This window comes from Microcystis panniformis FACHB-1757, assembly GCF_001264245.1.
GTDB classification, from domain to species: domain Bacteria; phylum Cyanobacteriota; class Cyanobacteriia; order Cyanobacteriales; family Microcystaceae; genus Microcystis; species Microcystis panniformis.
The window spans coordinates 966270-991467 of the sequence record NZ_CP011339.1 but is presented as its reverse complement, the minus strand read 5'-3'; the positions used below and the strand labels follow the sequence as shown (position 1 = coordinate 991467).

23 protein-coding genes and 1 pseudogene are annotated in these 25198 nt (G+C 42.3%); 15 read left to right on the top strand and 9 right to left on the bottom strand.

The genetic code is table 11. From position 1 onward, the window contains the following. The first annotated feature begins 7 nt into the window (after positions 1 to 7). The 5 genes from VL20_RS04870 to VL20_RS04850 all read left to right on the top strand — a co-directional run bounded on the left by VL20_RS04870 (position 8) and on the right by VL20_RS04850 (position 6623). Positions 8 to 1108: a S1C family serine protease gene (locus VL20_RS04870; protein ID WP_052275773.1), complete on the top strand. Its 1101-nt coding sequence runs from the start codon at positions 8 to 10 to the stop codon at positions 1106 to 1108. Between the two features lie 59 nt (positions 1109 to 1167). Then, positions 1168 to 1776: a COP23 domain-containing protein gene (locus VL20_RS04865; protein ID WP_002763038.1), complete on the top strand. Its 609-nt coding sequence runs from the start codon at positions 1168 to 1170 to the stop codon at positions 1774 to 1776. A 39-nt stretch (positions 1777 to 1815) separates the two neighbouring features. Then, a complete protein-coding gene (locus tag VL20_RS04860; protein ID WP_128575138.1) occupies positions 1816 to 5775 on the top strand; it encodes a serine protease in 3960 nt (1319 codons plus the stop codon). Continuing rightward, positions 5757 to 5993, top strand: a complete 237-nt coding sequence (locus tag VL20_RS27330; RefSeq protein ID WP_128575137.1) for a tetratricopeptide repeat protein — start codon at positions 5757 to 5759, stop codon at positions 5991 to 5993. The genes VL20_RS04860 and VL20_RS27330 overlap by 19 nt, the downstream gene beginning before the upstream one ends. Before the next feature lie 318 nt (positions 5994 to 6311). Next, entirely contained in the window at positions 6312 to 6623 is a 312-nt protein-coding gene (locus VL20_RS04850) for a hypothetical protein (RefSeq protein WP_016514503.1), read from the top strand. A gap of 269 nt (positions 6624 to 6892) precedes the next feature. Here VL20_RS04850 and VL20_RS04845 read toward each other — a convergent pair whose 3' ends face one another. The 7 genes from VL20_RS04845 to VL20_RS04820 form a co-directional block, all read right to left on the bottom strand. Then, positions 6893 to 9262 (bottom strand): tetratricopeptide repeat protein, encoded by a 2370-nt coding sequence (locus VL20_RS04845; RefSeq protein WP_052275772.1) that lies wholly within the window; start codon positions 9260 to 9262, stop codon positions 6893 to 6895. Further along, positions 9259 to 10446, bottom strand: coding sequence for an RNA-guided endonuclease InsQ/TnpB family protein (locus VL20_RS04840; protein ID WP_052275771.1), 1188 nt, complete (start codon positions 10444 to 10446; stop codon positions 9259 to 9261). The genes VL20_RS04845 and VL20_RS04840 overlap by 4 nt, the downstream gene beginning before the upstream one ends. A 108-nt stretch (positions 10447 to 10554) precedes the next feature. After that, positions 10555 to 10677: a hypothetical protein gene (locus tag VL20_RS32270; protein ID WP_284526005.1), complete on the bottom strand. Its 123-nt coding sequence runs from the start codon at positions 10675 to 10677 to the stop codon at positions 10555 to 10557. Between the two features lie 59 nt (positions 10678 to 10736). Next, positions 10737 to 11078, bottom strand: coding sequence for a DUF565 domain-containing protein (locus VL20_RS04835; RefSeq protein ID WP_002768596.1), 342 nt, complete (start codon positions 11076 to 11078; stop codon positions 10737 to 10739). A gap of 2 nt (positions 11079 to 11080) precedes the next feature. Continuing rightward, positions 11081 to 11692, bottom strand: coding sequence for a DUF3611 family protein (locus tag VL20_RS04830; RefSeq protein ID WP_002768594.1), 612 nt, complete (start codon positions 11690 to 11692; stop codon positions 11081 to 11083). Positions 11693 to 11942: 250 nt separating this feature from the next. Then, positions 11943 to 12626, bottom strand: coding sequence for a J domain-containing protein (locus VL20_RS04825; protein WP_052275770.1), 684 nt, complete (start codon positions 12624 to 12626; stop codon positions 11943 to 11945). A 125-nt stretch (positions 12627 to 12751) separates the two neighbouring features. Then, entirely contained in the window at positions 12752 to 13516 is a 765-nt protein-coding gene (locus VL20_RS04820; protein ID WP_052275769.1) for a PD-(D/E)XK nuclease family protein, read from the bottom strand. Between the two features lie 178 nt (positions 13517 to 13694). Here VL20_RS04820 and VL20_RS33590 point away from each other — a divergent pair. The 3 genes and pseudogenes from VL20_RS33590 to VL20_RS04795 all read left to right on the top strand — a co-directional run. Continuing rightward, positions 13695 to 17130, top strand: a pseudogene (locus VL20_RS33590) (beta strand repeat-containing protein); the annotation flags it as partial. A 135-nt stretch (positions 17131 to 17265) separates the two neighbouring features. Beyond that, complete coding sequence (locus tag VL20_RS04800; protein ID WP_052275229.1) at positions 17266 to 18771, top strand: IS5 family transposase; 1506 nt, start codon at positions 17266 to 17268, stop codon at positions 18769 to 18771. 268 nt (positions 18772 to 19039) lie between these two features. After that, complete coding sequence (locus tag VL20_RS04795; RefSeq protein ID WP_002763025.1) at positions 19040 to 19273, top strand: hypothetical protein; 234 nt, start codon at positions 19040 to 19042, stop codon at positions 19271 to 19273. Between the two features lie 12 nt (positions 19274 to 19285). On the opposite strand, the gene VL20_RS31445 is transcribed toward VL20_RS04795, so the two are convergent. Together VL20_RS31445 and VL20_RS04790 are read right to left on the bottom strand one after the other, a co-directional pair. Next, on the bottom strand, positions 19286 to 19447 hold the full coding sequence (locus tag VL20_RS31445) for a hypothetical protein (protein ID WP_155119788.1): 162 nt from the start codon (positions 19445 to 19447) through the stop codon (positions 19286 to 19288). 521 nt (positions 19448 to 19968) lie between these two features. Continuing rightward, a complete protein-coding gene (locus VL20_RS04790) occupies positions 19969 to 20298 on the bottom strand; it encodes an NAD(P)H-quinone oxidoreductase subunit M (RefSeq protein ID WP_002768583.1) in 330 nt (109 codons plus the stop codon). Between the two features lie 43 nt (positions 20299 to 20341). Here VL20_RS04790 and VL20_RS04785 point away from each other — a divergent pair, with 43 nt between their 5' ends. The 7 genes from VL20_RS04785 to VL20_RS04755 all read left to right on the top strand — a co-directional run bounded on the left by VL20_RS04785 (position 20342) and on the right by VL20_RS04755 (position 25198). Beyond that, positions 20342 to 20536, top strand: a complete 195-nt coding sequence (locus VL20_RS04785; RefSeq protein ID WP_052275765.1) for a hypothetical protein — start codon at positions 20342 to 20344, stop codon at positions 20534 to 20536. Positions 20537 to 20579: 43 nt separating this feature from the next. Then, the gene (gene rpsO, locus VL20_RS04780; RefSeq protein ID WP_002738807.1) at positions 20580 to 20849 is read left to right on the top strand and encodes a 30S ribosomal protein S15; all 270 of its coding nucleotides are present in this window, start codon (positions 20580 to 20582) and stop codon (positions 20847 to 20849) included. A 24-nt stretch (positions 20850 to 20873) separates the two neighbouring features. Then, positions 20874 to 21338 (top strand): PAM68 family protein, encoded by a 465-nt coding sequence (locus tag VL20_RS04775; protein ID WP_002763019.1) that lies wholly within the window; start codon positions 20874 to 20876, stop codon positions 21336 to 21338. Between the two features lie 58 nt (positions 21339 to 21396). Further along, a complete protein-coding gene (gene aroF / locus VL20_RS04770) occupies positions 21397 to 22452 on the top strand; it encodes a 3-deoxy-7-phosphoheptulonate synthase (protein WP_002768581.1) in 1056 nt (351 codons plus the stop codon). Positions 22453 to 22516: 64 nt separating this feature from the next. Then, entirely contained in the window at positions 22517 to 23173 is a 657-nt protein-coding gene (locus VL20_RS04765; protein ID WP_052275764.1) for a Uma2 family endonuclease, read from the top strand. 20 nt (positions 23174 to 23193) lie between these two features. Beyond that, positions 23194 to 23850: a Uma2 family endonuclease gene (locus VL20_RS04760; RefSeq protein WP_052275763.1), complete on the top strand. Its 657-nt coding sequence runs from the start codon at positions 23194 to 23196 to the stop codon at positions 23848 to 23850. A gap of 532 nt (positions 23851 to 24382) precedes the next feature. After that, positions 24383 to 25198 carry a Cof-type HAD-IIB family hydrolase gene (locus VL20_RS04755; protein ID WP_052275762.1) on the top strand — a complete coding sequence of 272 codons (816 nt, stop codon included), beginning with the start codon at positions 24383 to 24385 and terminating at the stop codon, positions 25196 to 25198.

Below are 25198 nucleotides of genomic sequence, written 5' to 3'. Positions count from 1 at the left end.
CAACCCGATGAAACCAATTACTTTCACCCTATCGGTGCTACTGGCCACCACTGGCCTACTCGTTCAACCAGGAGGCTTCCTGATGGAAAACGTTCCACCCCTCCTCGCCCAGGAGCAGACCGCTTCTAGAGTCTATCAGAAAGCCAGCCCCGCCGTCGTCACCGTCAAAAATGGCAGCGGCCACGGTAGCGGCTTTCTCGTCAGTCCCGACGGTATCATCATTACCAACGCCCACGTTGTTGCGGACGGACCCCGGGTGGTGACGGTGAAATTTTCCAACGGACAGCAGGCCTCGGCAGACGTGATCGGCTTCGCTAAAAATGGCGTGGATTTAGCCGTCCTGCGGATTTATAACCGCCAAAACCTGCCCTATCTTCCCCTCGCCCGTCCGAACTCCGCCAAAGTCGGCGAAAGCGTTTTCGTCATCGGCACACCCTTAAACGAGGACTATCAAAACACCCTCACCCAGGGCATTATCAGCCGTCTCGACCCCGAAAAAGGCATTGTGCAACACAACGCTAATATCAACAAAGGCAATTCCGGCGGGCCGCTTTTGAATTCACGGGGGGAAGTGGTGGGGGTTAACGTCGCAGGCGATATCGGGAGTTACGTTTACGACGGTGCGGGAAACCCGATCGGCCTTACCCAGAGCGGCATTAATTTCGCCGTTTCCCTCGATCGCCTGCAAGCTTTCCTCACCGCAGTTAAAACAGGTGATGTCTCCACCGTCTCAACATTAGGACAGGACGATCGGATACAGTTACTCGCCCTCCCTCTTAACGGTCAGACCGTTCAAGGCAACTTGACCAAAGACCAAAACGAGCAATATTACGGGTTCGAGGGTCGTGCCGGACAGAAAATCGTTCTGGATATGAACAGCAACGAGATCGCTCCCTATCTTGTCCTCTATCGCGTTCTCCAATCTTCCGAGGGGACAAAATACCCACAGGTCGCCCGTAGTAACCAGCGTGTCGATCGCGCTCCCGGGGATTTTAACGCTCGACTCGTAACCGAATTACCTGCCGATGGAGTTTATATCCTAGTGGCTACCTCTCGCGAAGGGGGTGAATCGGGTCGCTACACCCTCAACGCCGCCGCTAACCCTTAAATAATCCCATTTTGACCCTAATCACGATTCTAATCCCTATTTTCTGAGGAACTATCCCTATGAACTCTAGATATATTTCCCACCGTCTCGCTTGCGTCGGCCTCCTCGCCACTGTCCTCCTCGGTGGTATCGCCCCCGGTTTCAGCCAATCGACCACCCCGAATGGCGTCACCTTCTTCTGTAAAGAGGTGTTCGATCGCGCATCGGGAGGAAAAATCCCCGCCACCCTGGCTTGGATTCCCCAAAGGAGCGGCAATGTGCGGATTATCGGCTGGAAATCGGAATATTTCTCCAAACGTTCCCCGGTTCGTTGCGAGGAAGTCACGAAAAAATTCCAGGAAGCCTATAATCAAGGGCGTTTTAACTATCTCACCACCGGCCGGGCGAAGGGATACCCGATCATCTGCAGCGTTTCACGATCCGGCGATCCCTGCGATGGTAATAGCCAACTTTTTACCCTTAAACCCCACGATAATCCAGATTTAGTCTTGCAACAACTCATGGACATCCTAGAGGGGAAAAGCTCGGATATGCTCCTCCAGAATTCCGGAGATAAAACCTATATCTCGATGACGGAGTTTTTCGCCAAAGCACCACTCGCCGATCGCGACGCACCCTGTGGTACGAGATCTGCTGGCCCGCAAAATAATTGCGTTCCCACCCGCTAGAATTTTCGCTGTTTTACCCCGAATTTCCCCATAATAATCATGTTGAAACCCTTTCCCCTACTCCTAAGCCTCCTACTTCTGCCCGTCGTACCGGTTAAAGCGCTATCCCCTTTCTCTGCTCCGGCGATCGTGGCGGAAGACAGCCCAAACGCGCAGATCGAGCGATCGATCCGTCAAGTCACTGTTAAGATTACTAGCGAGATAAATCGGGGATCGGGAATCATTATCGGGAAAAAAGGCAGTATATACCTCGTCCTAACCAACGCTCACGTTATCCGCGGCGCGAAAACCCTACAGATCCAAACCCACGACGGCCAAACCCGCACAGCCTCGATCGCGCCGAATTCCCTTTTAAAAGATAAGGATCTGGCCCTCGTGGAGTTTAGCGATACCCGGGAATATTCGATCGCCACCATCGCGGAGTTTACCATCAATCAAAACAGGATCGGTTTAGAAGTGGTGGCTGCGGGATATGTTGCCGAAACGGGACAGTATCGGACGACAAAGGGAACCCTCGAACAGGTGAGCGATCGACCCCTCCGGGATGGCTACAGCGTCGGTTATAGTGGCGAGATCGTGCAGGGAATGAGTGGCGGCGGCATTTTTGTCGATGGGGAGTTAATCGGCATTAACGGGCGATCGGCCCATCCGATTCTCTCTAACTACATCTACGAGGACGGTACAAAACCCACAGACGCAGAAATCCAACAGATGAGAGCGGTTAACTGGGGCATTTCCATCAATACCCTATTAACCTACATCCGTCCCGAAATCCTCAGCGCCTATAACCTGCCCCTACCGCAGGTGAACCCCGATATAGAAACCACCGCCCCTACTGACTATATCGCCGAATTAGAAACAAAAACCAAGGGTTTCACCGTGCGGATTGATAGTAGCAGTAAAGCCAATGGAAGTGGCGTAATTATCGCTAAAAAAGGCAATATTTACACCGTCCTAACCGCCGATCACGTCCTTTGCGGAGAAATGGCACGCACCGCCAGCTGTGCTGATTACACCTACACCGTCGTCACCAGCGACGGCAAAACTCGAAACATCGAGAAAAGCACCATCATCCGGCAGAAAGGGGTAGATTTAGCAGTTTTTCAGTTTGAAAGCCTGGACAATTATCCCGTTGCGGAAATAGCGAATTATAACCCAAATACCGATGATTTTGTTTTTGCGGCAGGCTTCCCCAAAATTGGCGACAATCCCTCGAAATGGTTGTTTAGTGGAGGTAGAATCAAAGATCAAGAAATGGGATTACTACTAACCCGCCAAAGTGACTTAAGCAATGAACAAGGGGCAGTATTAAAAAGTGTCAGTTCTTTAACCGGAGGCTATGAATTAGTTTATACCAGCATCACATTTGGGGGCATGAGTGGCGGTGCAGTCTTAGACTCCCAGGGGAGAGTAATAGGGATTCATGGACGTTCGGAAGGAGCAGGGGGAGGGAAAATTCAGTTAGGGTTTAGTTTGGGGATTCCCATTAGCACTTTTATCGGATTGCAAGAAAGATTGAAGGTAAAACCGCAATTATTAACCACTGCTCAACCCCAAGTTAGTCCGCAACAAAAACAAGAAATTATTCAAGCGATTACTGGTGTTATTGTCCCTAATACCAATGCGAAGGCGGATATTTGGATAGAAAGGGGAGGACAATTATGGCGGTTACGGAGGTCTGAGGAAGCAATTAAGGCGTTTGATGAGGCGATTAAGCAAAATGACCCCGATAATGTCTATTTAGCCTGGTATGGGAAGGGATTAGCGTTATTTGCTTTAGATAAATATCAACCAGCTATAGAAGCTTTGCAACAAGCGATTAATACCTTACCTAAAGGGGAAGATTTAAAGAACTTTCACAGTAGTATTTTACAACAGCAAAGTGTTGTTTATCGCTCTTTAGGTGACTTCTCAACAAGTGCTGGTAGAGAAAGAGAAGCCAGAGAAAATTATGAGCAAGCCTTAACGGTGATTAATCAGGCGATTTCTCTGTTTCCCAATAACCCCAATTACTATAACGAGAAATGGGCAGTATTAGATAGTTTAGAACGCTATGATGAGGGATTAGCTGCGATTAATCAGGCAATTTATCTCGCTCCTCGTGCTTTGTGGTATGTGATTCGAGCGAGGTACTATTTCTTCCAACAAAAATACGATTTAGCTTTAGATGACCATAACAAAGCTATTGAACTTAATCCTAATTATGCTATGGCTTACTCTGTTCGAGCGACGCACTATTCCTACCAACAAAAATCCGATTTAGCTTTAGATGACTACAACAAAGCTATTGAACTTAATCCTAATTATGGTTTATATTATAGAGGGCGGGGGCTTAATTACCTTCTCCAACAAAAATACGATTTAGCTTTAGCTGACTTCAACAAAGCCATTGACATTAATCCTAATGATGCTGGTGCTTACAACAATCGGGGTAATCTTTACTCTTACCAACAAAAATACGATTTAGCCCTCTCTGACTTCAACAAAGCTATTGACCTTAATCGTAATTTTGCTAAGGCTTACGAGAATCGTGGGAATCTTTACCGTCGCCAACAAAAATACGAATTAGCTTTAGCTGATTACAACAAAGCTATTGACATTAATCCTAATGATGCTGGTGCTTACGCCAGTCGGGGGAATCTTTACTCTGACTTGCAGAAATACGAATTAGCTTTAGCTGATTACAACAAAGCTATTGACATTAATTCTGATGATGTTTTTTCGGCTTACTTCTATCGGGGGATTTTTTACCATCGCCAACAAAAATATGATTTAGCTTTGGCTGACCTCAACAAAGCTATTGAACTTAATTCAAATTTTAGTCACTTTTACTTCGTTCGGGGGGATCTTTACCGTCTCCAAAAAAAATACGATTTAGCTTTGGCTGACTACAGCAAAGCCATTGACATTAATCCTAATTATGCTAATGCTTACTACAATCGGGGGGAGCTTTACCGTCTCCAAAAAAAATACGAATTAGCTTTAGCTGACTACAGCAAAGCCATTGACATTAATCCTAATTATGCTAATGCTTACTACAATCGGGGGCTTCTTTACTATAACTTGCAGAAATACGAATTAGCTTTAGCTGACTACAGCAAAGCTATTGACATTAATCCTAATTATGCTAATGCTTACTACAATCGGGGGAATCTTTACTCTGACTTGCAGAAATACGAATTAGCTTTAGCTGACTACAGCAAAGCTATTGACATTAATCCTAATTATGCTAATGCTTACGTCAGTCGGGGGATTCTTTACTATAACCAGCAGAAATACGATTTAGCCCTCTCTGACTACAACAAAGCTATTGAAATTAATCCTAATAATGCTGGTCCTTACTACAATCGGGGGCTTCTTTACTATAACCAGCGGAAATACGATTTAGCTTTAGCTGACTACACCAAAGCTATTGACATGAATCCTAATTATGCTGAGGCTTACGTCAGTCGGGGGATTCTTTACTATAACCAGCAGAAATACGATTTAGCCCTCTCTGACTACAACAAAGCTATTGAACTTAATCGTAATTTTGCTGAGGCTTACTACAATCGGGGGCTTCTTTACGATGACTTGCAGAAATACGATTTAGCCCTATCTGACTACAACAAAGCTATTGACATTAATCCTAATTATGCTGACGCTTACAACAATCGGGGGATTCTTTACAAAAACTTGCAGAAATACGATTTAGCTTTAGCTGACTACAGCAAAGCCATTGACATTAATCCTAATTATGCTGAGGCTTACAACAATCGAGGGAATCTTTACTCTGACCAGCAGAAATACGAATTAGCTTTAGCTGACTACAACAAAGCTATTGAAATTAATCCTAATTTTGCTGAGGCTTACAACAATCGAGGGGTTCTTTACAAAAACTTGCAGAAATACGATTTAGCTTTAGCTGACTACAGCAAAGCCATTGACATTAATCCTAATTATGCTAATGCTTACGTCAATCGGGGGTTCTTTACAAAAACTTGCAGAAATACGAATTAGCTTTAGCTGACTACAGCAAAGCCATTGAACTTAATCCTAATTATGCTTATGCTTACATCAATCGGGGGGTTGTTTATGCCCTGACAAGAGACTTTCCAAAAGCCCTTGCTGATGCCGAAAAAGCCTCAGAATTATATCGTCAACAAGGGAATGAAGCAGGTTATCAAAAAGCTCAAAAACTAATCAGCATGATTCGCCAAGAAATGAGTAAAAATTAGAGTCCGTAGGTTGGTTTGAGCGAATAAATAGGTTAAAGAAAACCTCTCAATTCTCAAGGAAAGCGAAACCCAACACCCAACCCCTAAATCTGTCTGAATCTTTTTGTTGGGTTTCCTTGGGTCTGTTGTTGGGTTTCGTGCCTCAACCCAACCTACAGTAGTTTACTTGGGTGTATTGTTGGGTTTCGTGCCTCAACCCAATCGACTTTAGCTAGTAGGAGGAAATAAAACTGGCGATAAAAGATGGTATGAAAAAAACATTCCCATCGCCGAAAAAAGATTTGAAGCCTATTTAAAAACCTTAACGGAGCAAAATCTATGATTACCTTTGATGAAGAAATGGATAAACTGCCCTCTGAAAGAAGGGCAAAAATTGAAGCTAAAACCCAAGAGCTTTTACAAGAAATGCAAATCATTGATGAACTTCTTCAACGCCTAGGACTTGCTTCAGAAGAAATCACGGAAAGCGAAAGTGAACAGCCCTGTTTCTCAGCAAAATCGGATGATTTAAAACAACATCTTACCCTAGAAAATTTAACCCGTATGATGAGGGAATTAGGGGGAGAATGGGAACTTACCCTTAAATTTCCTGAGCAACAAGTGATTAAATTAAGTAGTGAGCGCCCGTAGTTTCGTAGGTTGGTTTGAGCGAATAAATATGTTAAAGAAACCCTCTCAATTCTCAGGGAAAGCGAAACCCAACACCCAACACCTAAATCCGTCTGAATCTTTTTGTTGGGTTGCCTTGGGTCTATAGTTGGGTTTCCTTACGTCAACCCAACCTTGTATGATGATTAGCGGCTAATTCATCGGCAATAAGAGACTCCCCCGCTCTTTGAAGGCTTGAAATAGCCAAGTCTTGAAGTCTTTGTCAAAAATTAGCTTATTTTTTCGAGAAATTACTGCATTTTTAACATCCATTCTACCGCCCGTTCATAGAGTTCTAAATTACCGGTTTTTATCAAGGCATTAGCGGCTTTTTGCAAATAGTTAAGGCTCGCTACTCGACTACTAGGATTTTTATCATCGTAGGTGGCAAGTGCCAAATTATAATAAGCTTCGCCATAATTTGGCTGATAAGTAATTGCTAATTGATAATCGGTGATCGCTGCCTTCTTATCGCCTATTTTTTCCTTAACTAAACCTCGATTATAGTAAGCTTCAGCATAGTTAAACTGGAGAGCAATAGCGATATTTAAATCCTCCAAAGCTCCGGCATTATCTCCCAAATCAAAGCGAATAACTCCCCGGTTATTATAGGCAATAGGATTATTGGAATTCAAGCTAACTGCCTTATCTAAATCCTCTAAAGCACCCTCCTTGTCCCCAGTTTGTCGTCGAATAATACCACGATTATTATAGGCGATCGGATTCTCCGATATTCTCGGTGTTACTTGTACATTATCGGGAATAGTAGCGGTATCAGTGCGTGCATTTCCCCGATTACTATACGCTGTCACATCGATAGGATTAATGCTCAAAGATTGCAGGTAATCTGTAATCGCTCCTTGGTCATCTCCCACGTCAGCGCTACTATTACCACGACTATAGAAAATTCTCGCATCACGGACTTTTTGTAGGAATACATTATAATCCTCGATCGCTCCCTGTTTATCCCCTTTTTCAAAACGCGCATTAGCCCGTTTATGATACCCTTCTGGATCGTTAGGATAGGCAACTATATAAGTAGTATAATCTCTTTCGGCCGCGGCAAAATTTTTCAGAGCAAAATAAGCATCTCCCCGGGCTTGAGCATGACAAGAGACGTTATAATTAGGACGAAAATCGGGTTCTCTGGAGTCATAAAAATAATTTCTGTCGGCAGATTCTCGGATATTTTCGCTACAGACAGAGCGAGAAGTAAAACTAGGTATATTAATCCGATCATCTTGGTCTAAGGCAATATTATAATTATCTACTGCCTCCTGATAACGCCCCAATTTATACAGCACTAATCCCCGATGATAGTGAGCGGCTGCATCATGACGATTTCGTGCCACTGCCGCAGTAAAATCCTCTAAAGCTCCTGCGTATTCTTGATATTTATTGGCCCGCATTAACCCCCGATATACATAAGCTTTTGCGTCTTGGGGTTGCAGATAAATTGCTTGGTTATAATCTTGAATTGCCCCTTGATTATTGTTGAGTCTTAGGTGAGCATAACCCCGTTTAAGAAATGCTCTAGCATGGGGAATTTTATCGTAGTTGGGATTAATACGAATGACAAGTGCTAAATCTTTGATGGCTCCATTATAATACTCGATCGCTGTTTGATATCCTTGGGGGGAATTAGAAGATAAGTTGGCTAATTCTACTTCCTCGTCAGCGATTTCAATTTGTACTCTAGCACGGTTTTGATAACTGCTAGGAGCATTCTTGGCTAAAAATAGTTTGGGTGAGCATTTTAAAACGATTTTATAATCCTTAAAAGCCTCTCGTTTTCCCCCTATCTTTTCTAAAGCTATGGCCCGATTATAATAGCCTTCAATTAGATCGGGTTTGTATGAAATAGCCAGATCATAATCTTTGATAGCCTCTGCATAATTTCCCCACTGAGAGTATAGCTGTCCTCGATGATAATAGCCGCGATAATCTTCAGTTTCATAACCGATGAAACGCTGGTAATAATCTAAAGCCAAGGATTGATGATTGAGCAAAGATGCAATAATTGCTAGGTTAAAGTAAACTTCGCTTTTATTGGGATTATATTTAAAGGCTTGCTGAAAATCTGAGCGGGCAGCTTCTAATAATTTTGGCTGACGCTGCTCCTTTGCCATGGCTAACTTTAACACACCTCTTTGATAATAGGCTTGAGCTAGTAACTGTCGATCTTTGAAGGCGGGAGCATTATAATTACTATACCAAATGTATTGACTGAAATCATCGATCGCACCGTTTTGATCGTTGATTTTTTCTCGGGCCATTCCCCGTTGAAGATAAAGTTTAATCGTCCCCAGATCGCTAGGATAGACTCGCAGAGTGGCCGAATAATCAGCAATTTCTCTTTTGATGGCATTAGTATCAACTTCTTCCTTAGAAATGACGGGACATTGCAGGTTTTCCACTGCTTTCACCGAGCTAACTTCTAAACCAAATAATTCCCAAAATAACAGGGGAGACAATAAAAGTATTTTTTTTAAAAGCTTGACATTTAAACTATTTTGTGCAAGTGGGGTAATGGCTTGCTCTGTCAGGGTTTTAGTGATTAAGGATTGTTGTGGCTTGACATCCTCGCCGCCGTAAAACGGACGGCGATTCCCAAACCTCACGATTTGGGTTTCTGCTTCTTTCCCTTGCGGGGTTCCGCACCTGCCTTAACAGATTCACTCTGTTCTGGTCTTATGGTCGCTCTACAGACTGACACCGCAAGCCCTGCGGCCAAAATATTTTTACTCGCGTTAACATCTCGGTCATGGTGAGTCCCACAGTCTGGACAGTCCCATTCTCGAACATTTAACGGCATTTTCTCAGCAATATACCCGCAATTACTACACCTTTTAGAGCTAGGAAACCATCTATCTATTTCGATGTAATTTCTCCCATACCAACGGCATTTATAGGCTAATTGTTGGGTAATTTCTCCCCAGCTTACATCAGATATTGCCTGAGATAATTTCTGGTTTTTGACCATATTCTTGACGGCTAAATTCTCAACCACAATCGTTTGGTTTTCACGAACTAATTGAGTGGTTAGCTTGTGTAAATGGTCTTTTCTACTATCGGTAATTTGGGCGTGAATCCTAGCTACTTTGATTCTTGCTTTTTCCCGATTTTTTGACCCTTTCTGTTTTCGAGAAAGGCTTTTTTGTGCCTTTCGCAACCTCTGATAATGTTTCTTAAAATGCTTAGGATTAGATACTTTATCGCCGTCGCTGGTAATTACTAGGCTACTAATTCCTAAGTCAATTCCGATGGCTTTATCTGTTACTGGTAATGGCTTAATTGTTGGGTCATCAAATCTTATTGAAATATGCCAACGTCCAGAGGGATGTAATCTGACTGTTACTGTGCTTGGTTCACAGCTTTCTGGTATTTGTCTTGACCATCGAATAGGTAAAGGTTCTGTGCATTTGGCTAAATAGATTTGTTTGTCTTTAAATTTAAAGGCTGACTTGGTAAATTCGGCACTTCCTCCTTGATGTTTTTTCTTAAAGTTAGGATACTTAGTACGACCAGCAAAGAAGTTAGTGAAAGCTGTTTGTAAATGTCTTAACCCTTGTTGTAAAGGTACACAGCTAACTTCGTTTAAAAACTCTAATTCTTCTTGTTTTTTCCAATCGGTTAGCATTGAAGAAGTTTCAGTATATCCTACTCTTTCTTGTCTTTCGTACCATGCTTGTGTTCTGAGATGGAGTGCCTTATTGTAAACTAATCTTACACAGCCCAAAGTGCGCCGCAATAGCGACTCTTGTTCGGGTGTGGGGTAAAATCGGTAAGAATAGGCTTTTTCCATGTCTCACATTCTAGCATATATTTCGTAAACGATGCTCATATTTAACAGTAAAGCCGTCGTAGAACGACGGGGTTTCAGACCCAAATTTTCGATGAACGTCTGAAATCCTTATTTTCCTGAGAAGCGCCATGGAGTAAGGGTATCGTTGGGCAGCTTAACTAATACACTTGTTCTGTCTAGTCTGGCTACGATCGCTCGCTGCCGGTCGGCACTTAAGGGCAAGGTTTCCACTTTCCCCGACTGGCTCCTGAATCCTCACCCCACCAAGAAACATTTTCAGCCAACCCTATTTAAGAGCCAATTTTAAAGGCTTCTAGAAATAAACTATAGGTGATACCAATTTTGAGTAAATTGAAAGATTCTCGCAGAATCGGTGCAGGTTTAGCCTGAGAACTTTTTCGGTAAACAATCCGGCTAATCGCCTCCGTAAACAGCAGCAATAAACCAGCAGCCGTGACATCCCATTGAGCAGTTTGACCAGCAGTGGTGACAATTGCTTGCCCAGAAAAAACTCCAAATAAAACACAAATTATCTGTAGGGAAATCCGTCGCCAAGGATTACCAAAAAAGCGATTAAATCGACTGCTGGTGACATTAGCCAGCGTACTTAAACGGGTGCGTTGCATGGCCATATTTATTTAGAAGTAATACGGTTAAGAAGCCACAAAGAAGTAACAATACCAGTAAAGTGAGCGAGAATTGTATTAGTATTGGCCTGCACAATTAACAGGTCAACAGAATTAACAAACTGACTGGGGTTAGAGGCAACATTAAAAGTACCTTGGGGAACATTGAGGGATTTAATTAAGACAATTCCCGCCAAGGCTTGCGCTCCCAAAATAGTTAAAAACATCCCGATAATATTAGCGATTAAACCCTGACGGATTAACTGAATAGTATCGGATTTTTTCGGGCGACTATCTTGATCACCTCTCAACATTTGACGGGCAATTTTCATGTAACGAGAAGAAAAGAAAATGGCAACCACCAAGAAACAAGCCCCACCAATAGCACACAAAACACCGATTTCAATGCCAGAAGTGCGTTGTCTCGTCCCTAATAAACTAGCGGTAGCAATCAGTAATAAAACCCCCGAAATTACGCCCAGGACAATCTGCGTCCAAAAACCGATTCTTCCCTGACGTAAAAGGATATTAGCAGCTCGTTGGACGGCCGGAGGCAAGGAATAAAGATCAGAATCTCTAGGGGTGGATATATTGGTAATTTCTGATTGTTTGTCTCTCATCGGGGTTAAGCTAGGGATTGGGTAAATCTGGTCTTGATCTATTTTCGTCTTTTTTTTTGCCCATGGCTAGAGATTTAATCAAGCTCTGGCATAATTAATTTTTCATGGTTCAAAAAAGGCAAAAATAATGATTAAATTGCCTAAAATCTGTAAATAGACCATTTAATTGATTATTATTCATTCTTAATTCTCCTGACTACTGACTACTGGCTCCTAACCCTAACAACAATTTTTGATTTTTACCAGAGATTTAATTTTGGCACTGACTGGCTATCTGTTTAGCTTCCACCTGTAAACGCTGGGCCATGCGAAACATTTCTTGACCGGTGTGGAGAGAGCGATCATCGTAGTTAAGGGTAAAGGTTTCTAATTCTTCTAGTCCGTCAGTGAGATGATTGAGACAGTAGTAAAGAGAAGCGGCCACTTTGGCCATTTTGGCAGGGTTAGGCCGTTGGCAAAAGAGGGTTTTAGCTCGATCGAGATTTTGGCGACAGGTTTCTAGATAGTCTTGAAAAACAGCCATCAACTGATCATCGAAGGGATCGGCGGATAGGTGATCGATCTGACCTTTGAGAGGTCGGATAATTTGACCGATCAGGCGATTAATCGGGCTATAGGTCTGGTTATACCACTGTTTGACTAGGGCTTCGTCTTCCTGGACCGCTTCTTTGTAACGATGGTAATTTGCTTGGGCGGTGGCAGTGCGTTGGGCGCGGGGAGAATTGGCGATTATTTGGTTATCGTAGTCCTTTCTTAGCCTCGGATCGCTTAAAATCTCGTAGGCGGCGTTAATAGCGACGATTTTATCGTGACTGGCACTATCGTTTTGACTATCGGGATGGAATTGTCTGGCTAAACGCCGATAGGCCCGTTTAATCTCGTCAGGGGTCGATTTATGGCTGATTTCTAAGGTTTGGTAGTGGTTGCCGGTCATGAGCGCAAGCGATCGATCTGTCTTTTATTATTATCGACTATGGTTAACGCAGCGCAGAAGGAGAATTGTCAGTGATCAGTGATCAGTGATCAGTGATCACTGATCACTGATCACTGATCACTGATTTAGACAAAAGGATTGATTTCAGGGATATCCTCGATCGAGGGTAAGTCTATTGGGCCCGATCGCTCTTGTCTAAGATAATAGGGACAATGAAGCTGACAATCGGGACGATGGGGAAAATCAACTAAATCATTTTCGTATGCTGATAGATAGCGATCGAGATCCTTCAATAAACGGCGCAAATCTCGCCCTGTCTGTTGGTGTAGTTTCCGATTATAGTTAAAAGTAATTTGTTCGGGGCTGCGGGGTAACTGCACAAACCAATAGGTCATCGATAAACTATCAAGAGGATAAGCAGAAGTTTCTCCCAAAACATACAGATAAAGTCTCGTCTGCCAATTTTTGGCTAGTTTGTCGGCATCGATCGGTTTTAAGTAGGTTTTCCAGTCAAAAATTACCGCTCGATCGCTCTCTAATAAAATTAAATCATAGATAACCGTTAATAAATAATTACCCACAGTTAAACTGCGACAATGTTCCGCTTCTCGATTGGTTTCTCCCGGATTTTGGGCAATTGCCGGGGCAGCTTTTAATAGGGCCGTTAAACAATGTTCTAACTGTTCATTTTCCCGTAATAGAGGCGCGATCGGCAGCCCTAATTCCCGCTGCTGTAATAATAGGTGAAACTGACTGCCCCATTCTTGCCGCTGCAATTGCCCAGGGTCAGCTGGTGTGTTAAGTTCCTCTAGATAGACTTTTTGAAATCTCGGTGGACAGGTTTCCAATAGGTTTAAATGACCTTGGGCAAGACGGTAGATCTTAGGCATAATAGGATTATCGTGAATAAAACAGCAGTTAGCCTATTATCGAGAAAACGGGTTTCTTTGAGAAACTATTTAGAAACCCGTTTTCTTGTAATAAATGTTAATTTCTGTTACAGGGGTCTTGAGAAATTTGCGCTTGTTGAGCTAAAACTGTTAGCAATAAACTTTTGCTGTTACTGTCATGACTACCCCTCTTTTGCCCCTCCTTCCTTCTGTGTATGATGTTTTGTTCAGTTTCGCTCAATCTGATGGTTTTTGGGCGAATTTAGAAACCGCTTTTGGCACAAGTTATGATGTGGTTAAGGCGACGCAATTACGACAACAGTGGCAAAGCCGAAATTTTAGTCAAATTCCCCCAATTGAGGTACTTAGTGGTGAGGTTTTGGGGACGGCGAATGGTGCATATTCCAGTAGTACCAATAAGATTTATCTATCAGCATCTTTTTTGAATACGGCTTCCTCAGCAGCGATAGTTAATGTAATTTTAGAAGAAATTGGGCATTATGTGGATGCTCAAGTTAATCAGGTGGATAGCGCCGGAGATGAGGGGGCAATTTTTGCGGAGTTGGTTCAAGGAAATAGTCTGGATGTGGCAACCTTAGACGCTTTACGAGGAGAGAATGACCAGACAACAATTATAGTCAATGGGGAAAGTATTCAAGTAGAACAGGCGAATTTAACGGGTACTAATGGTAATGATAATATTACGGGAACTTCTGGGGATGATAACATTTATGGGTTGGCAGGTAATGACAACCTAAGTGGAGGTTCAGGAAATGATAATCTATATGGAGGTGTAGGAAATGACACTCTTAATGGCGGTACAGGAAATGATAATTTTGGAAGTTGGTGGGATGAACGAGAATATATTGAACAAGATCAATATATCGGTGGAACAGGAACAGACAGATTAACTTTTGCCTCTGGTGACTTAGGAATTAGTCTTACTTACACTGATATTAATGCAGGTACATTCTCCACAGGAGGAACAATCAAGGAAGTTGAAGAATTAGATTTTCAAGGGGGAATTGGTAACGATAATATCAATGCTTCTGCAACTACTTATGTGATTTTAAAAGGAGGAGAAGGAAATGATGTATTAACTGGTGGTTCAGGTAATGATGAACTCAATGGTCAAGTTGGTAATGACAATCTTAGTGGAGGTTCAGGAAATGACCAACTCTATGGAGGCGAAGGGAATGACACTCTTAATGGCGGTATAGGAAATGATAATTTTGGACATTATTATTGGGAACGAGAATATATTGGCTCTTCTCGACTTTGTGTGATAATTTTTGCTTATGGAACCCTGAAGTGCTTATTGGGCAAAACTTTTAGGACTATTTTGCGGAAGAAACTATCGGTATAGACCTCGTTTCCACACAGAAACCAGAAGAGCCATATATTCAACAAGATCAATATATCGGTGGAATAGGAACAGACAGGCTAACTTTTGGCTCTGGTGATTTAGGGATTAGTCTGACCTACACAGATATTAATGCGGGTACATTCTCCACAGGAGGGACAATCAAGGAAGTTGAAGAATTAGATTTTCAAGGGGGAATTGGTAACGATAATATCAATGCTTCTGCAACTACTTATGTGATTTTAAAAGGAGGAGAAGGTAATGATGTATTAACTGGTGGTTCAGGTAATGATGAACTGAATGGTCAGGTTGGTAATGATAGTCTTAGTGGAGGTTCAGGAAATGACCAACTCTATGGAGGCGAAGGGAATGACACTCTTAATGGCGGTATAGGAAATGATAATTTTGGACATTATTATTGGGAACGAGAATATATTCAACAAGATCAATATATCGGTGGAATAGGAACAGACAGGCTAACTTTTGGCTCTGGTGATTTAGGGATTAGTCTGACCTACACAGATATTAATGCAGGTACATTCTCCACAGGAGGGACAATCAAGGAAGTTGAAGAATTAGATTTTCAAGGGGGAATTGGTAACGATAATATCAATGCTTCTGCAACTACTTATGTGATTTTACAAGGAGGAGAAGGTAATGATGTATTAACTGGTGGTTCAGGTAATGATAACCTTTATGGACAAGATGACAATGACACGCTACAAGGAACCAATAGCGGTACAGGAGAACGAGATACTTTAGAAGGAGGAACAGGAAACGATCGCTTTATTCTTGCAGATACGACAAAGACCTTCTATGATGACGGTAATAGCACCCTTCCCGGTGATAACGACTACGCGACAATTGCCGACTTTAACACCACTGATGATATTATTCAACTACGAGGTTCAAGTAGTAACTATCTGTTATCGGTTGATGGTTCTAATACTAATCTCTACATCAACAAACCAGGCAGCGAACCAGATGAACTGATTGCGGTTATCAATAATCAAACAGCATTAAGTCTAACTGCTAGTTATTTTAGCTATGTTGCTAGTCCGACTCTTCCCAGTATTACCCTTGCAGTTTCTCCCGCAAGTGTTACCGAAGACGGGACAACAAATCTGGTTTATACCTTCACTCGTAGCGGAGTAACAACTAATCCTTTAACCGTCAATTACACCATCGGGGGAACAGCTACTCTCAATACCGATTACACTCGTACAGGGACTAACAATACAGTCACCTTTGCTGCTGGTTCATCCACTGCTACCGTAACAGTTGACCCCACTGCTGACACAATAGTAGAAAGTAACGAAACTGTTATTTTAACCCTCGCTGCGGGGACAGGTTATACCGTAGGTACTCCTAACGCAGCCACGGGAACAATTAATAATGACGACTTTTCGCAACTCTCCATTAATGACATCACCGTAGTGGAAGGTAAAGATAATAATGCCATCCTCACCGTCACAGTTGATAACCCCAATCCACAACCAATTACCTTCAACTATACCACCGCACCCATTAACGCTACCGCTAATGTAGATTACACTAGCAAAACTGGAACTATCACCATTGCACCTAATACTGCCACCGCTACTATTAGCATTCCCATCCTCAATGATAACCTCAATGAACCTGATGAAGCTTTTACAGTAACCCTGTCAAATCCCGTTAATGCTACCATCAATCCCGAAGGGGAATAGGAGAAGTTATCATTACTGATACTTGGCAAAGCACTCTCACTCGCACCCTACCCAACAATGTCGAAAATCTCAGACTAATTGGCAGTAATAATATTAACGGTACAGGTAACGCCGGTAACAATAAAATCGCTGGAAATAGTGGCATTAATCAAATCAATGGACGTGCGGGAATTGATACTTTAACCGGTGGTTTAGGTGCAGATACCTTCGTCTTCCAATTTGGCCAATCTACCATATCAACAAGCGATCGTATCACAGATTTTGCCATCAATAGTGATAAAATTGACTTATTAACTCAAGGTGGAACTGCCATGAATGCGCCTAGTAGTTTCAGTCGTGCTGCTAATAGCACCGTCACCACTTTACAGAATTTAGTCAATCAAGTATTTACTGATGCTAATGGAGCGATTACAGGTAATCAAGGATTAGGGGTTAATAGTGCCGCCTTAGTGCAGGTAACAACCGGTGCAATAGCTGGAACTTATCTCGTTATTAATGATAGCACGGCTGGCTTCCAATCCAGCAATGATTTATTAATAAATAGGGTTTGCTGAATAACTGTGAAATACTTATGATATAAGGATTACAGCCATATTAAATTCCCAAAAAGTCAAGAAAAAGGGACAGAAAACGGCTAAAATTGCTAAAATACCCTTGCACTTATCCGACAAGAACATATGTACCGAAAAACGAACGAGTCTTCAATTGCCCCAGAAAACTTTGAGTTGCCTTTTGAGGGAAAATTATCAGCAGATAATCGCTGGATAATAATGGCAGAGTTAATTCCCTGGGAAGAATTTGAAGAAGAATATGCCCAAAATTTTGACGAAGAAATGGGTGCGCCAGCCAAACCATTTAGGATGGCATTAGGAGCATTAATTATTAAGGAAAAATTAAAAACAAGCGACAGGGAAACCATAGAGCAAATCAAGGAAAACCCCTATTTACAGTATTTTCTAGGGATGTCAGCCTATAGTAATGAAGCTCTATTTGATGCGACAATGTTCGTTAATTTTCGTAAAAGAATCAGTAAGAATTTAATCAATAAAATTAATAAAAGAATGGTGATGAGAGAGAGAAAAAAGAAGGAAATTGAAGAAAAAAGTGAAAGAAAAGAAGAAGAAAAAGAGAGTCAAATAAAAAATAAAGGAAAATTAATATTAGATGCAAGTTGCGCACCTGCTGATCTAAGTTATCCCCAGGATTTAGGGATATTAAATCAAGCAAGAAAGAAAACAGAAAACATTCTAGATTGTCTCTATCAAAGTTTGAGAATCAAGCTGAAGAAAAAGCCAAGAACTTATAGAAAAAGAGCGAGAAAAGATTATTTAAAAGTAGCCAAAAAACGTCGTTGTTCTCAAAAAGAAAGACGAGAAGCTATCAAGAAGCAACTGCAATATATCAAAAGAAATCTATCTCAAATAGAGAAATTAATCGAGGGGGGATCAGAGTTAAGTAGTCTCAGCAAAAGAAACTACAAAATGTTGTTAGTGGTGACAGAAGTTTATCGTCAACAATTGTGGATGTGGGAAAATAAATCATCGAGAATTGATGATAGAATTGTGAGTATAACCCAACCACACATCCGCCCTATCGTTAGAGGAAAAGCAGGAAAACCAGTTGAATTTGGAGCAAAAATCTCAGTAAGCTGTTTTGAGAGTTATGTATTTTTAGACCATTTAAGTTGGGATAATTTTAATGAATCTGGGGACTTACAAGCGCAAGTAGAAGAGTATAAAGAATTCACAGGATATTATCCAGAATCAGTTCATGTTGATAAAATTTATCGAACTAGAAAAAATCTAGCTTGGTGTAAAGAAAGAGGAATTAGAATCAGTGGAGTTCCTCTAGGAAGACCACCTAAAAATATTAGTAAAGAAACTAAAAAACAAGCTCTTGAGGATGAAGGAATTCGGAATGCAATTGAAGGTAAATTTGGTCAAGCAAAAAGAAGATATAGTCTTGATTGTATCATGACAAAACTTGATAAAACTTCAGAAACTTCCATTGCCATTACTTTTTTAGTCATCAATCTTTCTAACCTGCTTAGACAGGTTAACTGTCTTTTTTTGTCCCTATTTCTTTATACATCTAAATTTAGCTTTATTCATCCCTCTTTGATTAGAAAAGATGATAAAAAAGCTGATTTCTCAACAGAAAAACTTATCTTAAATTCGGGCTGATTTTTGAGAGTTTTTGTTTTTTACTTTTTCAGCAAACCCTAAATATCACCGGATTTACTGGTACTTTACCAGCTTTAGGGAACATTCCAGTGGGTAATTTCTTTATCTAAGCGTCTAAGCTCTCCTTCTAAGGCGTAGGGTGCGTTAGGCGGCTATCAATTCCGTCAAAAAACCAAAATTAACAAGCCGCCGTAACGCACCAACTCTATTATTAAATCGGTGCGTTACGCTATCGCGCTTTACACCTAAGAGTAAGCGGACAACTCAAATGAACCCAACAACCGCCAATTATGATGAACCCTGGAAAGAAGCATTAAGTCACCTAGAAAACGGGTTTCTTCAAGAAACTATTGAGAAACCCGTTTTCTTTGAGAAACCCGTTTTCTTTGAGAAACCCGTTTTCTGGACTTTAAGACAAAAAAACGTTTCGCTGACAAACTCTATAAAGTCTGGTTACTCAGTGGAGAAGAAGTCTGGATATTGCATCGTTGTTTTCAGCTAATAGTTTCTGAATTTATTTCTTCTTATTTTCGACTAACTCTTGCTCAAATTTTGGCTGACTTTTTTGAGATTTTTGACCACTTATACTCGCCAGCAAAAACAAATGATAAGAGCTTTGTTTTGATTTGTAAATAACAGCATAAGGTTGGCTGATATAATCGATTAATTCATCCATGTTCCAATAAATCTTTGCTTTTAACCACCCGATCACTTCATTTATCTGGTCATCTGTTAAATATCCGATCGAGCCTTTATATCCTATTCTAATTCCTTCTATTTATTTTAAATATATTTCGACCGTAATATATAAAAGATTGCTTGACACAGAGTATTCTGCTGATTTCTTCACAGGTTTTACCTTCGAGAGACATCTACATCTTTACTAAGAGCGCTCGTTTCAGTTCTCTTGAATCCATTACACTTTTTATAAATAGCTCTAATTCAGCTATTTGTGATTCCTTGCTTTGCTGCTCCAATCTTGTGTAATTCATTTTGTATTTGGTATAATGGCTCTTCTCGACTTTGTGTGATAATTTTTGCTTATGGAATCGTGAAATGCTTATCGGGCAAGACTTTTAGGGCTATTTTGCGGATATTCTATCAGTATAGACCTCGTTTCCACACAGAAACCAGAAGAGCCGCGATGCAACTTCCCCACCCTTCTAGGTGTGCGGGTGGGGACTGACGCGGAATTGTTCACCCTAATTTTGGTAAACCCATACTATAGTTCTGGACTCTGGCATTGAGATTATAGCTAATTTCGCCTTTTTGCAGGAGAGAACGGATAAAATGTTCTAGATCTGAACCGATGCGACGGAGATTATATTCGCTCAGTTCTTCCCCATTGTAGGACTCTACCAATTCATCAAACTTACTATAAACCTTATTGAGAGCCACTTCTTCCCAATTAAATTCATTATCGGGATCCACATCAAGAGTCAAGACATGGTTACTCTCGATTAATTGATTATTTTTTACTTCAGCCGTATAAATGCGAATATGACGGGTCGTGGATTTTAACAGCATGGAATCTTCAGGGTAAGTTAGACGCTATGTCTAAGATTTTGCCATGATTTGCGGCAATGGGGTGTGGGGAAGTGGGGAAGTGGGGAAGTGGGGAAGTGGGGAAGTGGGGAAGTGGGGAAGTGGGGAAGTGGGGAAGTGGGGAAGTTGTCTCATCACCCTATCACCCCAAAACCCTATCACCCTATCACCCTATCACCCTGCCTCCCGAACAATGTTTACGGATCGACCAGAAACGTGATACTATAATAGATTGCAGTATTTAAGCAGAGATCACGAGTCCTATGGCCTTAACCCAGACCAAAAAACAAGAACTAATCAGCCAATATCAGGCCCACGAAACCGATACAGGATCATCGGAGTTACAGGTAGCTTTCTTAACCGAGAGAATCAACCAACTGACCGAACACCTGAAAGCTAACCCGAAAGACCATGCTTCCCGTCGGGGATTACTCCAGATGATCGGTCGTCGTCGGGGACTGTTAACCTATATCCAGAAGAAAGATCAACAACGTTATCAAACCCTGATTGGTCGTCTCGGAATTCGCCGTTAAGCATACCCCCTTTGCATCCCTACCATGGCCTCTGAATCGAAATCGACGGAGAAAAAAGAACGTCTCCCCTTTGAGCCGCGCCAAAATAAGCGAAAAACCCCGAAAATTGCCCCTAGTCCCGTGCCACCGCCCCTAAAAAATCGCTCCGAGGAAACCAGCTTAAAGGCGATTCCGCAAGTGGTCAGTCAACGGATGGCCAAACGGATGGCGGTATTTTGTGGCCTGCCGACGGCACTGGGGATAGCTTCCTTTTTTGGCTTCTACTGGATTATTAGCCACGATCTTCTCGAAATCCCTTCCTACGTCGCCATGCTCGTCAGTTTAAGCCTGTTTGGTCTAGGTTTCATCGGTCTGAGTTATGGCATCTTCTCCGCTTCTTGGGATGAGGATCGGGTGGGGGATTGGCTAGGATGGCAAGAATTTCAAGCTAATTTTGGCAGAACGATCGCCGCCTGGCGGTCCGGCAAAAAAGAAGTGGAAGAAAAATAGATAACCTCTAGAAATCGTCAACAATAGAGATTAAAGGAAACAATAAAAGGTTAATGCCATGATTGTTGTCATGAAAGTTGGTTCCCCGGAAATTGAAATCGAGCGCGTCGGTGCCGAATTCGAGGCATGGGGATTAAGTCCCGAGAAAATCGTCGGTAAGCATAAAGTTGTCATCGGTTTAGTCGGAGAAACCAGGGAATTAGACCCCCTACAAATCCAAGAATTAAGCCCTTGGATCGAAACCGTCCTGCGAGTCGAACAACCCTTCAAACGCGCCTGTTTAGAATACCGTCACGGGGAATACAGCGAGGTTTTAGTCCCTACTCCTAACGGTGTTATCCCCATCGGCAGAAATCATCCCGTTAGCATTGTCGCCGGCCCCTGTTCGGTGGAAAATGAGGCCATGATCGTGGAAACTGCCAAACGAGTGGCGGCAGCCGGAGCGCAATTCCTCCGGGGGGGTGCCTACAAACCCCGCACTTCTCCCTATGCTTTCCAAGGTCACGGGGAAAGCGCTTTGGAATTACTAGCGGCGGCTAGAGATGCCAGTGGTTTGGGTATTATCACGGAAGTAATGGACGCGGCGGATCTCCCTAAGATTGTCGAAATAGCCGACGTGGTGCAAGTGGGAGCCCGCAATATGCAGAATTTTTCCCTCTTGAAAAAAGTTGGAGCGCAACCGAAACCAGTCCTACTCAAGCGCGGCATGGCGGCCACTATTGAAGATTGGTTGATGGCGGCAGAATATATCCTCGCCGCAGGAAATAGCAATGTTATTCTCTGCGAACGCGGTATCCGCACCTTTGACAGTAAATATACTCGCAATACCCTAGATTTATCCTGTATTCCCGTTTTAAGAACTTTAACTCACCTGCCGATCATGATCGATCCTAGCCACGGTACGGGTAAATGGGAATATGTCCCGACCATGGCCATGGCTTCCCTAGCAGCCGGGGCCGATTCCTTGATGATCGAGGTACATCCTAACCCGGCAAAGGCCCTATCTGATGGGCCGCAATCCTTGACCCCCGACCGATTCGATCGATTAACTCGGGAGTTAGCGGTCATTGGTAAGGCGATCGGGCGTTGGCCCCAGGTTCCGGCACTGGTTTGATAAGATGATCAGGGGGTGAGTCAACCCCCTTTTTTGGGCATAAATTTCGCTTTTCGGGGCAGTTATGGTGACAGTTCCTCTGGAGTTAAATACTGAGCAAATTAGGGGTGAGAAACGGGTAGTTTTTAATCATCTCAGTTGGTTATCCTATCAGCAAATTTTACAGGCACTAGGAGAAAATAATCGCGCCCATTTATTTTATGATCGTGGCACTTTAGAAATTACTATGCCCCTAGAAGAACACGAGTTTTATCGAGAATTAATCGGATTGTTTATTCGGATTTTGGTGGTAGAATTGGGTTTAAAAATTAAAAGTATGGGTTCCACAACTCTAGCTAGGGAAGATTTAGAACGAGGAGCAGAACCCGATAATGCCTACTATATTCAAAATCAAGCTAAAGTGCTGGGGAAAAGGATTAATTTAACTGAAGATCCGCCCCCAGATTTAGTGGTGGAAGTGGATATAACCCACACGGATATTAATAAATTAGCACTTTATGCCCGTTTGGGAGTGCCGGAATTATGGCGTTTTAATGGACAAATATGGCGCATTTATCGGTTAGAAAAGGGGGGTTATCAGGAAGGAGAATTTAGTCCGACTTTTCCCCTAGTTCCGAAAACTAAACTCTATGAATTTTTAGCCACTGCTAAAGAGGATGAAGTGAGGGCAGAAAAGAATTTAAGAGCATGGCTTGTTAGTCAACTAGCTAAAAATAATTAACTAGGGCAGTTGAGGTAATTATGGTGACAGTTCCTCTCGAGTTAAATACTAGCGAAATCTGGGCAGAAAGACGGGTTACTTTTTATCATCTCAATTGGTTATCCTATCAGCAAATTTTACAGGCGCTAGGGGAAAATAATTGCGCCCATTTATTTTATGATCGTGGCACTTTAGAGATTACTATGCCCCTAGAAGAACACGAGTTTTATCGGGAATTAATCGGACGTTTTATCTATTTTTTGGTGTCCGAATTGGGTTTAAAAATTAAAAGTATGGGTTCCACAACTCTAGCTAGGGAAGATTTAGAACGAGGAGCAGAACCCGATAATGCCTACTATATTCAAAATCAAGCTAAAGTGCTGGGAAAAAGGATTAATTTAACTGAAGATCCGCCCCCAGATTTAGTGGTGGAAGTGGATATAACCCACACGGATATTAATAAATTAGCACTTTATGCCCGTTTGGGAGTGCCGGAATTATGGCGTTTTAATGGACAAATATGGCGCATTTATCGGTTAGAAAAGGGGGGTTATCAGGAAGGAGAATTTAGTCCGACTTTTCCCCTAGTTCCGAAAACTAAACTCTATGAATTTTTAGCCACTGCTAAAGAGGATGAAGTGAGGGCAGAAAAGAATTTAAGAGCATGGCTTGTTAGTCAACTAGCTAAAAATAATTAACTAGGGCAGTTTTTGAGGTAATTATGGTGACATTTTATCTAGAGTTAAATACTAACGTTTCTTGTCAGGCTGATAATTTCTTTTCCCAATTTAATATTGTTTTATTCGTGTATCCAAATGTTCGGACTGTTGCATTTAATCCCATGCCTTCCATCCTAGCTTTCAATACTTTGACAATTTTCGAGGGATTTCGCTAGAATACAGAAAGCGGTAAAGCGCGTAAGGGATCACGGAAACCTCCCGCTCCTTTGTACCTCGGAACAAATATCGCCCTTGAAAATGTAATGGTGACGGGTCAAGCAGGATAGAAGCTTAACGGCTAAGGTCAAAACAGCCCACAAATAAAATTCAGATCCGTCCGCCGCCGGGCAGTCGGTAGACGTTAAACTAAAACGCTTGTGGATTCGGTCTGACGGGGGCATAGTCTTCCGATTGTGTCTAGTTAAGAGGAGTAGAAGCAAGAATCTCCAGTCACAGCGTAGCTTGACGGCGAGAGTGTCAATAACTGTTGACTGTTGAATGGGAAAAGACTGTGGATATTCGCTTAATCGTTGTTGATGTGGATGGAACGATCGCCGGGGATAACAATCAGGTTAATCCGGCTGTGGTGCAAGCTGTCTCGGCCGTCCAAAAAAAGGGAATTCCCGTCGCTATCGGCACTGGTAGGATGTACCGCTCGGCTTTACGCTTTCATAAACGCCTTAAATCGACTTTACCTTTAATTGCTTACAATGGCGCTTGGATTCAAGATCCTGTTTCCCAAGTTCACCATCGACATACCCCTATTTCCCCCGACTTGGCGATCGATCTTTTAGATTATCTCGAACAACCCCAATGGAAGGAGAAAATCTCCCTTAATTTTTATATGGACGATGTGCTTTATGTGCGGCAATTAAATGCGGAAACCGAATTCTATCGGCAGCGATCGGGTATTATTGCCGAAGCAGTGGGAGATTTACGCAAAGTTGCCCACAAAACCACTAAAATCCTGGCCATGGGGGAAGATAAGCAATTTATCGCCGAGATTTGGCATCATTTACAGCAACGCTATCAAAATCAAGATTTATACTTTACCCAATCGAGTCCGACTTTTTTTGAAGTTACCCACGTTGAGGCTACCAAGGGAAGCGCCACCCAATTTTTGGCCGAAGATATCCTAGGATTACAACCGCAAAACGTTATGGCGATCGGTGATAATTTTAATGATGTTTCTATGCTCACCTATGCGGGTGTTGGTGTCGCCATGGGTAATGCTCCCCAAGCCGTTAAGGATCAAGCCGATTGGGTTGCCCCCAGTGTAAACTTAAATGGGGTGGCTGCGGCCTTGGAAAAGTTTGTTTTAATTTGA

What these genes read in the sequence shown, in the direction of transcription:
- VL20_RS04850 (WP_016514503.1), top strand. Translation starts at nt 6,312, where the DNA reads ATGATTACCTTTGATGAAGAAATGGATAAACTGCCCTCTGAAAGAAGG.
- VL20_RS04760 (WP_052275763.1), top strand. Translation starts at nt 23,194, where the DNA reads ATGGTGACAGTTCCTCTCGAGTTAAATACTAGCGAAATCTGGGCAGAA.
- VL20_RS04865 (WP_002763038.1), top strand. Translation starts at nt 1,168, where the DNA reads ATGAACTCTAGATATATTTCCCACCGTCTCGCTTGCGTCGGCCTCCTC.
- VL20_RS04870 (WP_052275773.1), top strand. Translation starts at nt 8, where the DNA reads ATGAAACCAATTACTTTCACCCTATCGGTGCTACTGGCCACCACTGGC.
- VL20_RS04795 (WP_002763025.1), top strand. Translation starts at nt 19,040, where the DNA reads ATGAACCCAACAACCGCCAATTATGATGAACCCTGGAAAGAAGCATTA.
- aroF (WP_002768581.1), top strand. Translation starts at nt 21,397, where the DNA reads ATGATTGTTGTCATGAAAGTTGGTTCCCCGGAAATTGAAATCGAGCGC.
- VL20_RS04800 (WP_052275229.1), top strand. Translation starts at nt 17,266, where the DNA reads ATGTACCGAAAAACGAACGAGTCTTCAATTGCCCCAGAAAACTTTGAG.
- VL20_RS04820 (WP_052275769.1), bottom strand. Translation starts at nt 13,516, where the DNA reads ATGCCTAAGATCTACCGTCTTGCCCAAGGTCATTTAAACCTATTGGAA.
- VL20_RS04830 (WP_002768594.1), bottom strand. Translation starts at nt 11,692, where the DNA reads ATGAGAGACAAACAATCAGAAATTACCAATATATCCACCCCTAGAGAT.
- VL20_RS04785 (WP_052275765.1), top strand. Translation starts at nt 20,342, where the DNA reads ATGATTTGCGGCAATGGGGTGTGGGGAAGTGGGGAAGTGGGGAAGTGG.
- VL20_RS04835 (WP_002768596.1), bottom strand. Translation starts at nt 11,078, where the DNA reads ATGGCCATGCAACGCACCCGTTTAAGTACGCTGGCTAATGTCACCAGC.
- VL20_RS04840 (WP_052275771.1), bottom strand. Translation starts at nt 10,446, where the DNA reads ATGGAAAAAGCCTATTCTTACCGATTTTACCCCACACCCGAACAAGAG.
- VL20_RS04765 (WP_052275764.1), top strand. Translation starts at nt 22,517, where the DNA reads ATGGTGACAGTTCCTCTGGAGTTAAATACTGAGCAAATTAGGGGTGAG.
- VL20_RS04790 (WP_002768583.1), bottom strand. Translation starts at nt 20,298, where the DNA reads ATGCTGTTAAAATCCACGACCCGTCATATTCGCATTTATACGGCTGAA.
- VL20_RS04775 (WP_002763019.1), top strand. Translation starts at nt 20,874, where the DNA reads ATGGCCTCTGAATCGAAATCGACGGAGAAAAAAGAACGTCTCCCCTTT.
- VL20_RS04825 (WP_052275770.1), bottom strand. Translation starts at nt 12,626, where the DNA reads ATGACCGGCAACCACTACCAAACCTTAGAAATCAGCCATAAATCGACC.
- rpsO (WP_002738807.1), top strand. Translation starts at nt 20,580, where the DNA reads ATGGCCTTAACCCAGACCAAAAAACAAGAACTAATCAGCCAATATCAG.
- VL20_RS31445 (WP_155119788.1), bottom strand. Translation starts at nt 19,447, where the DNA reads ATGGATGAATTAATCGATTATATCAGCCAACCTTATGCTGTTATTTAC.
- VL20_RS04860 (WP_128575138.1), top strand. Translation starts at nt 1,816, where the DNA reads ATGTTGAAACCCTTTCCCCTACTCCTAAGCCTCCTACTTCTGCCCGTC.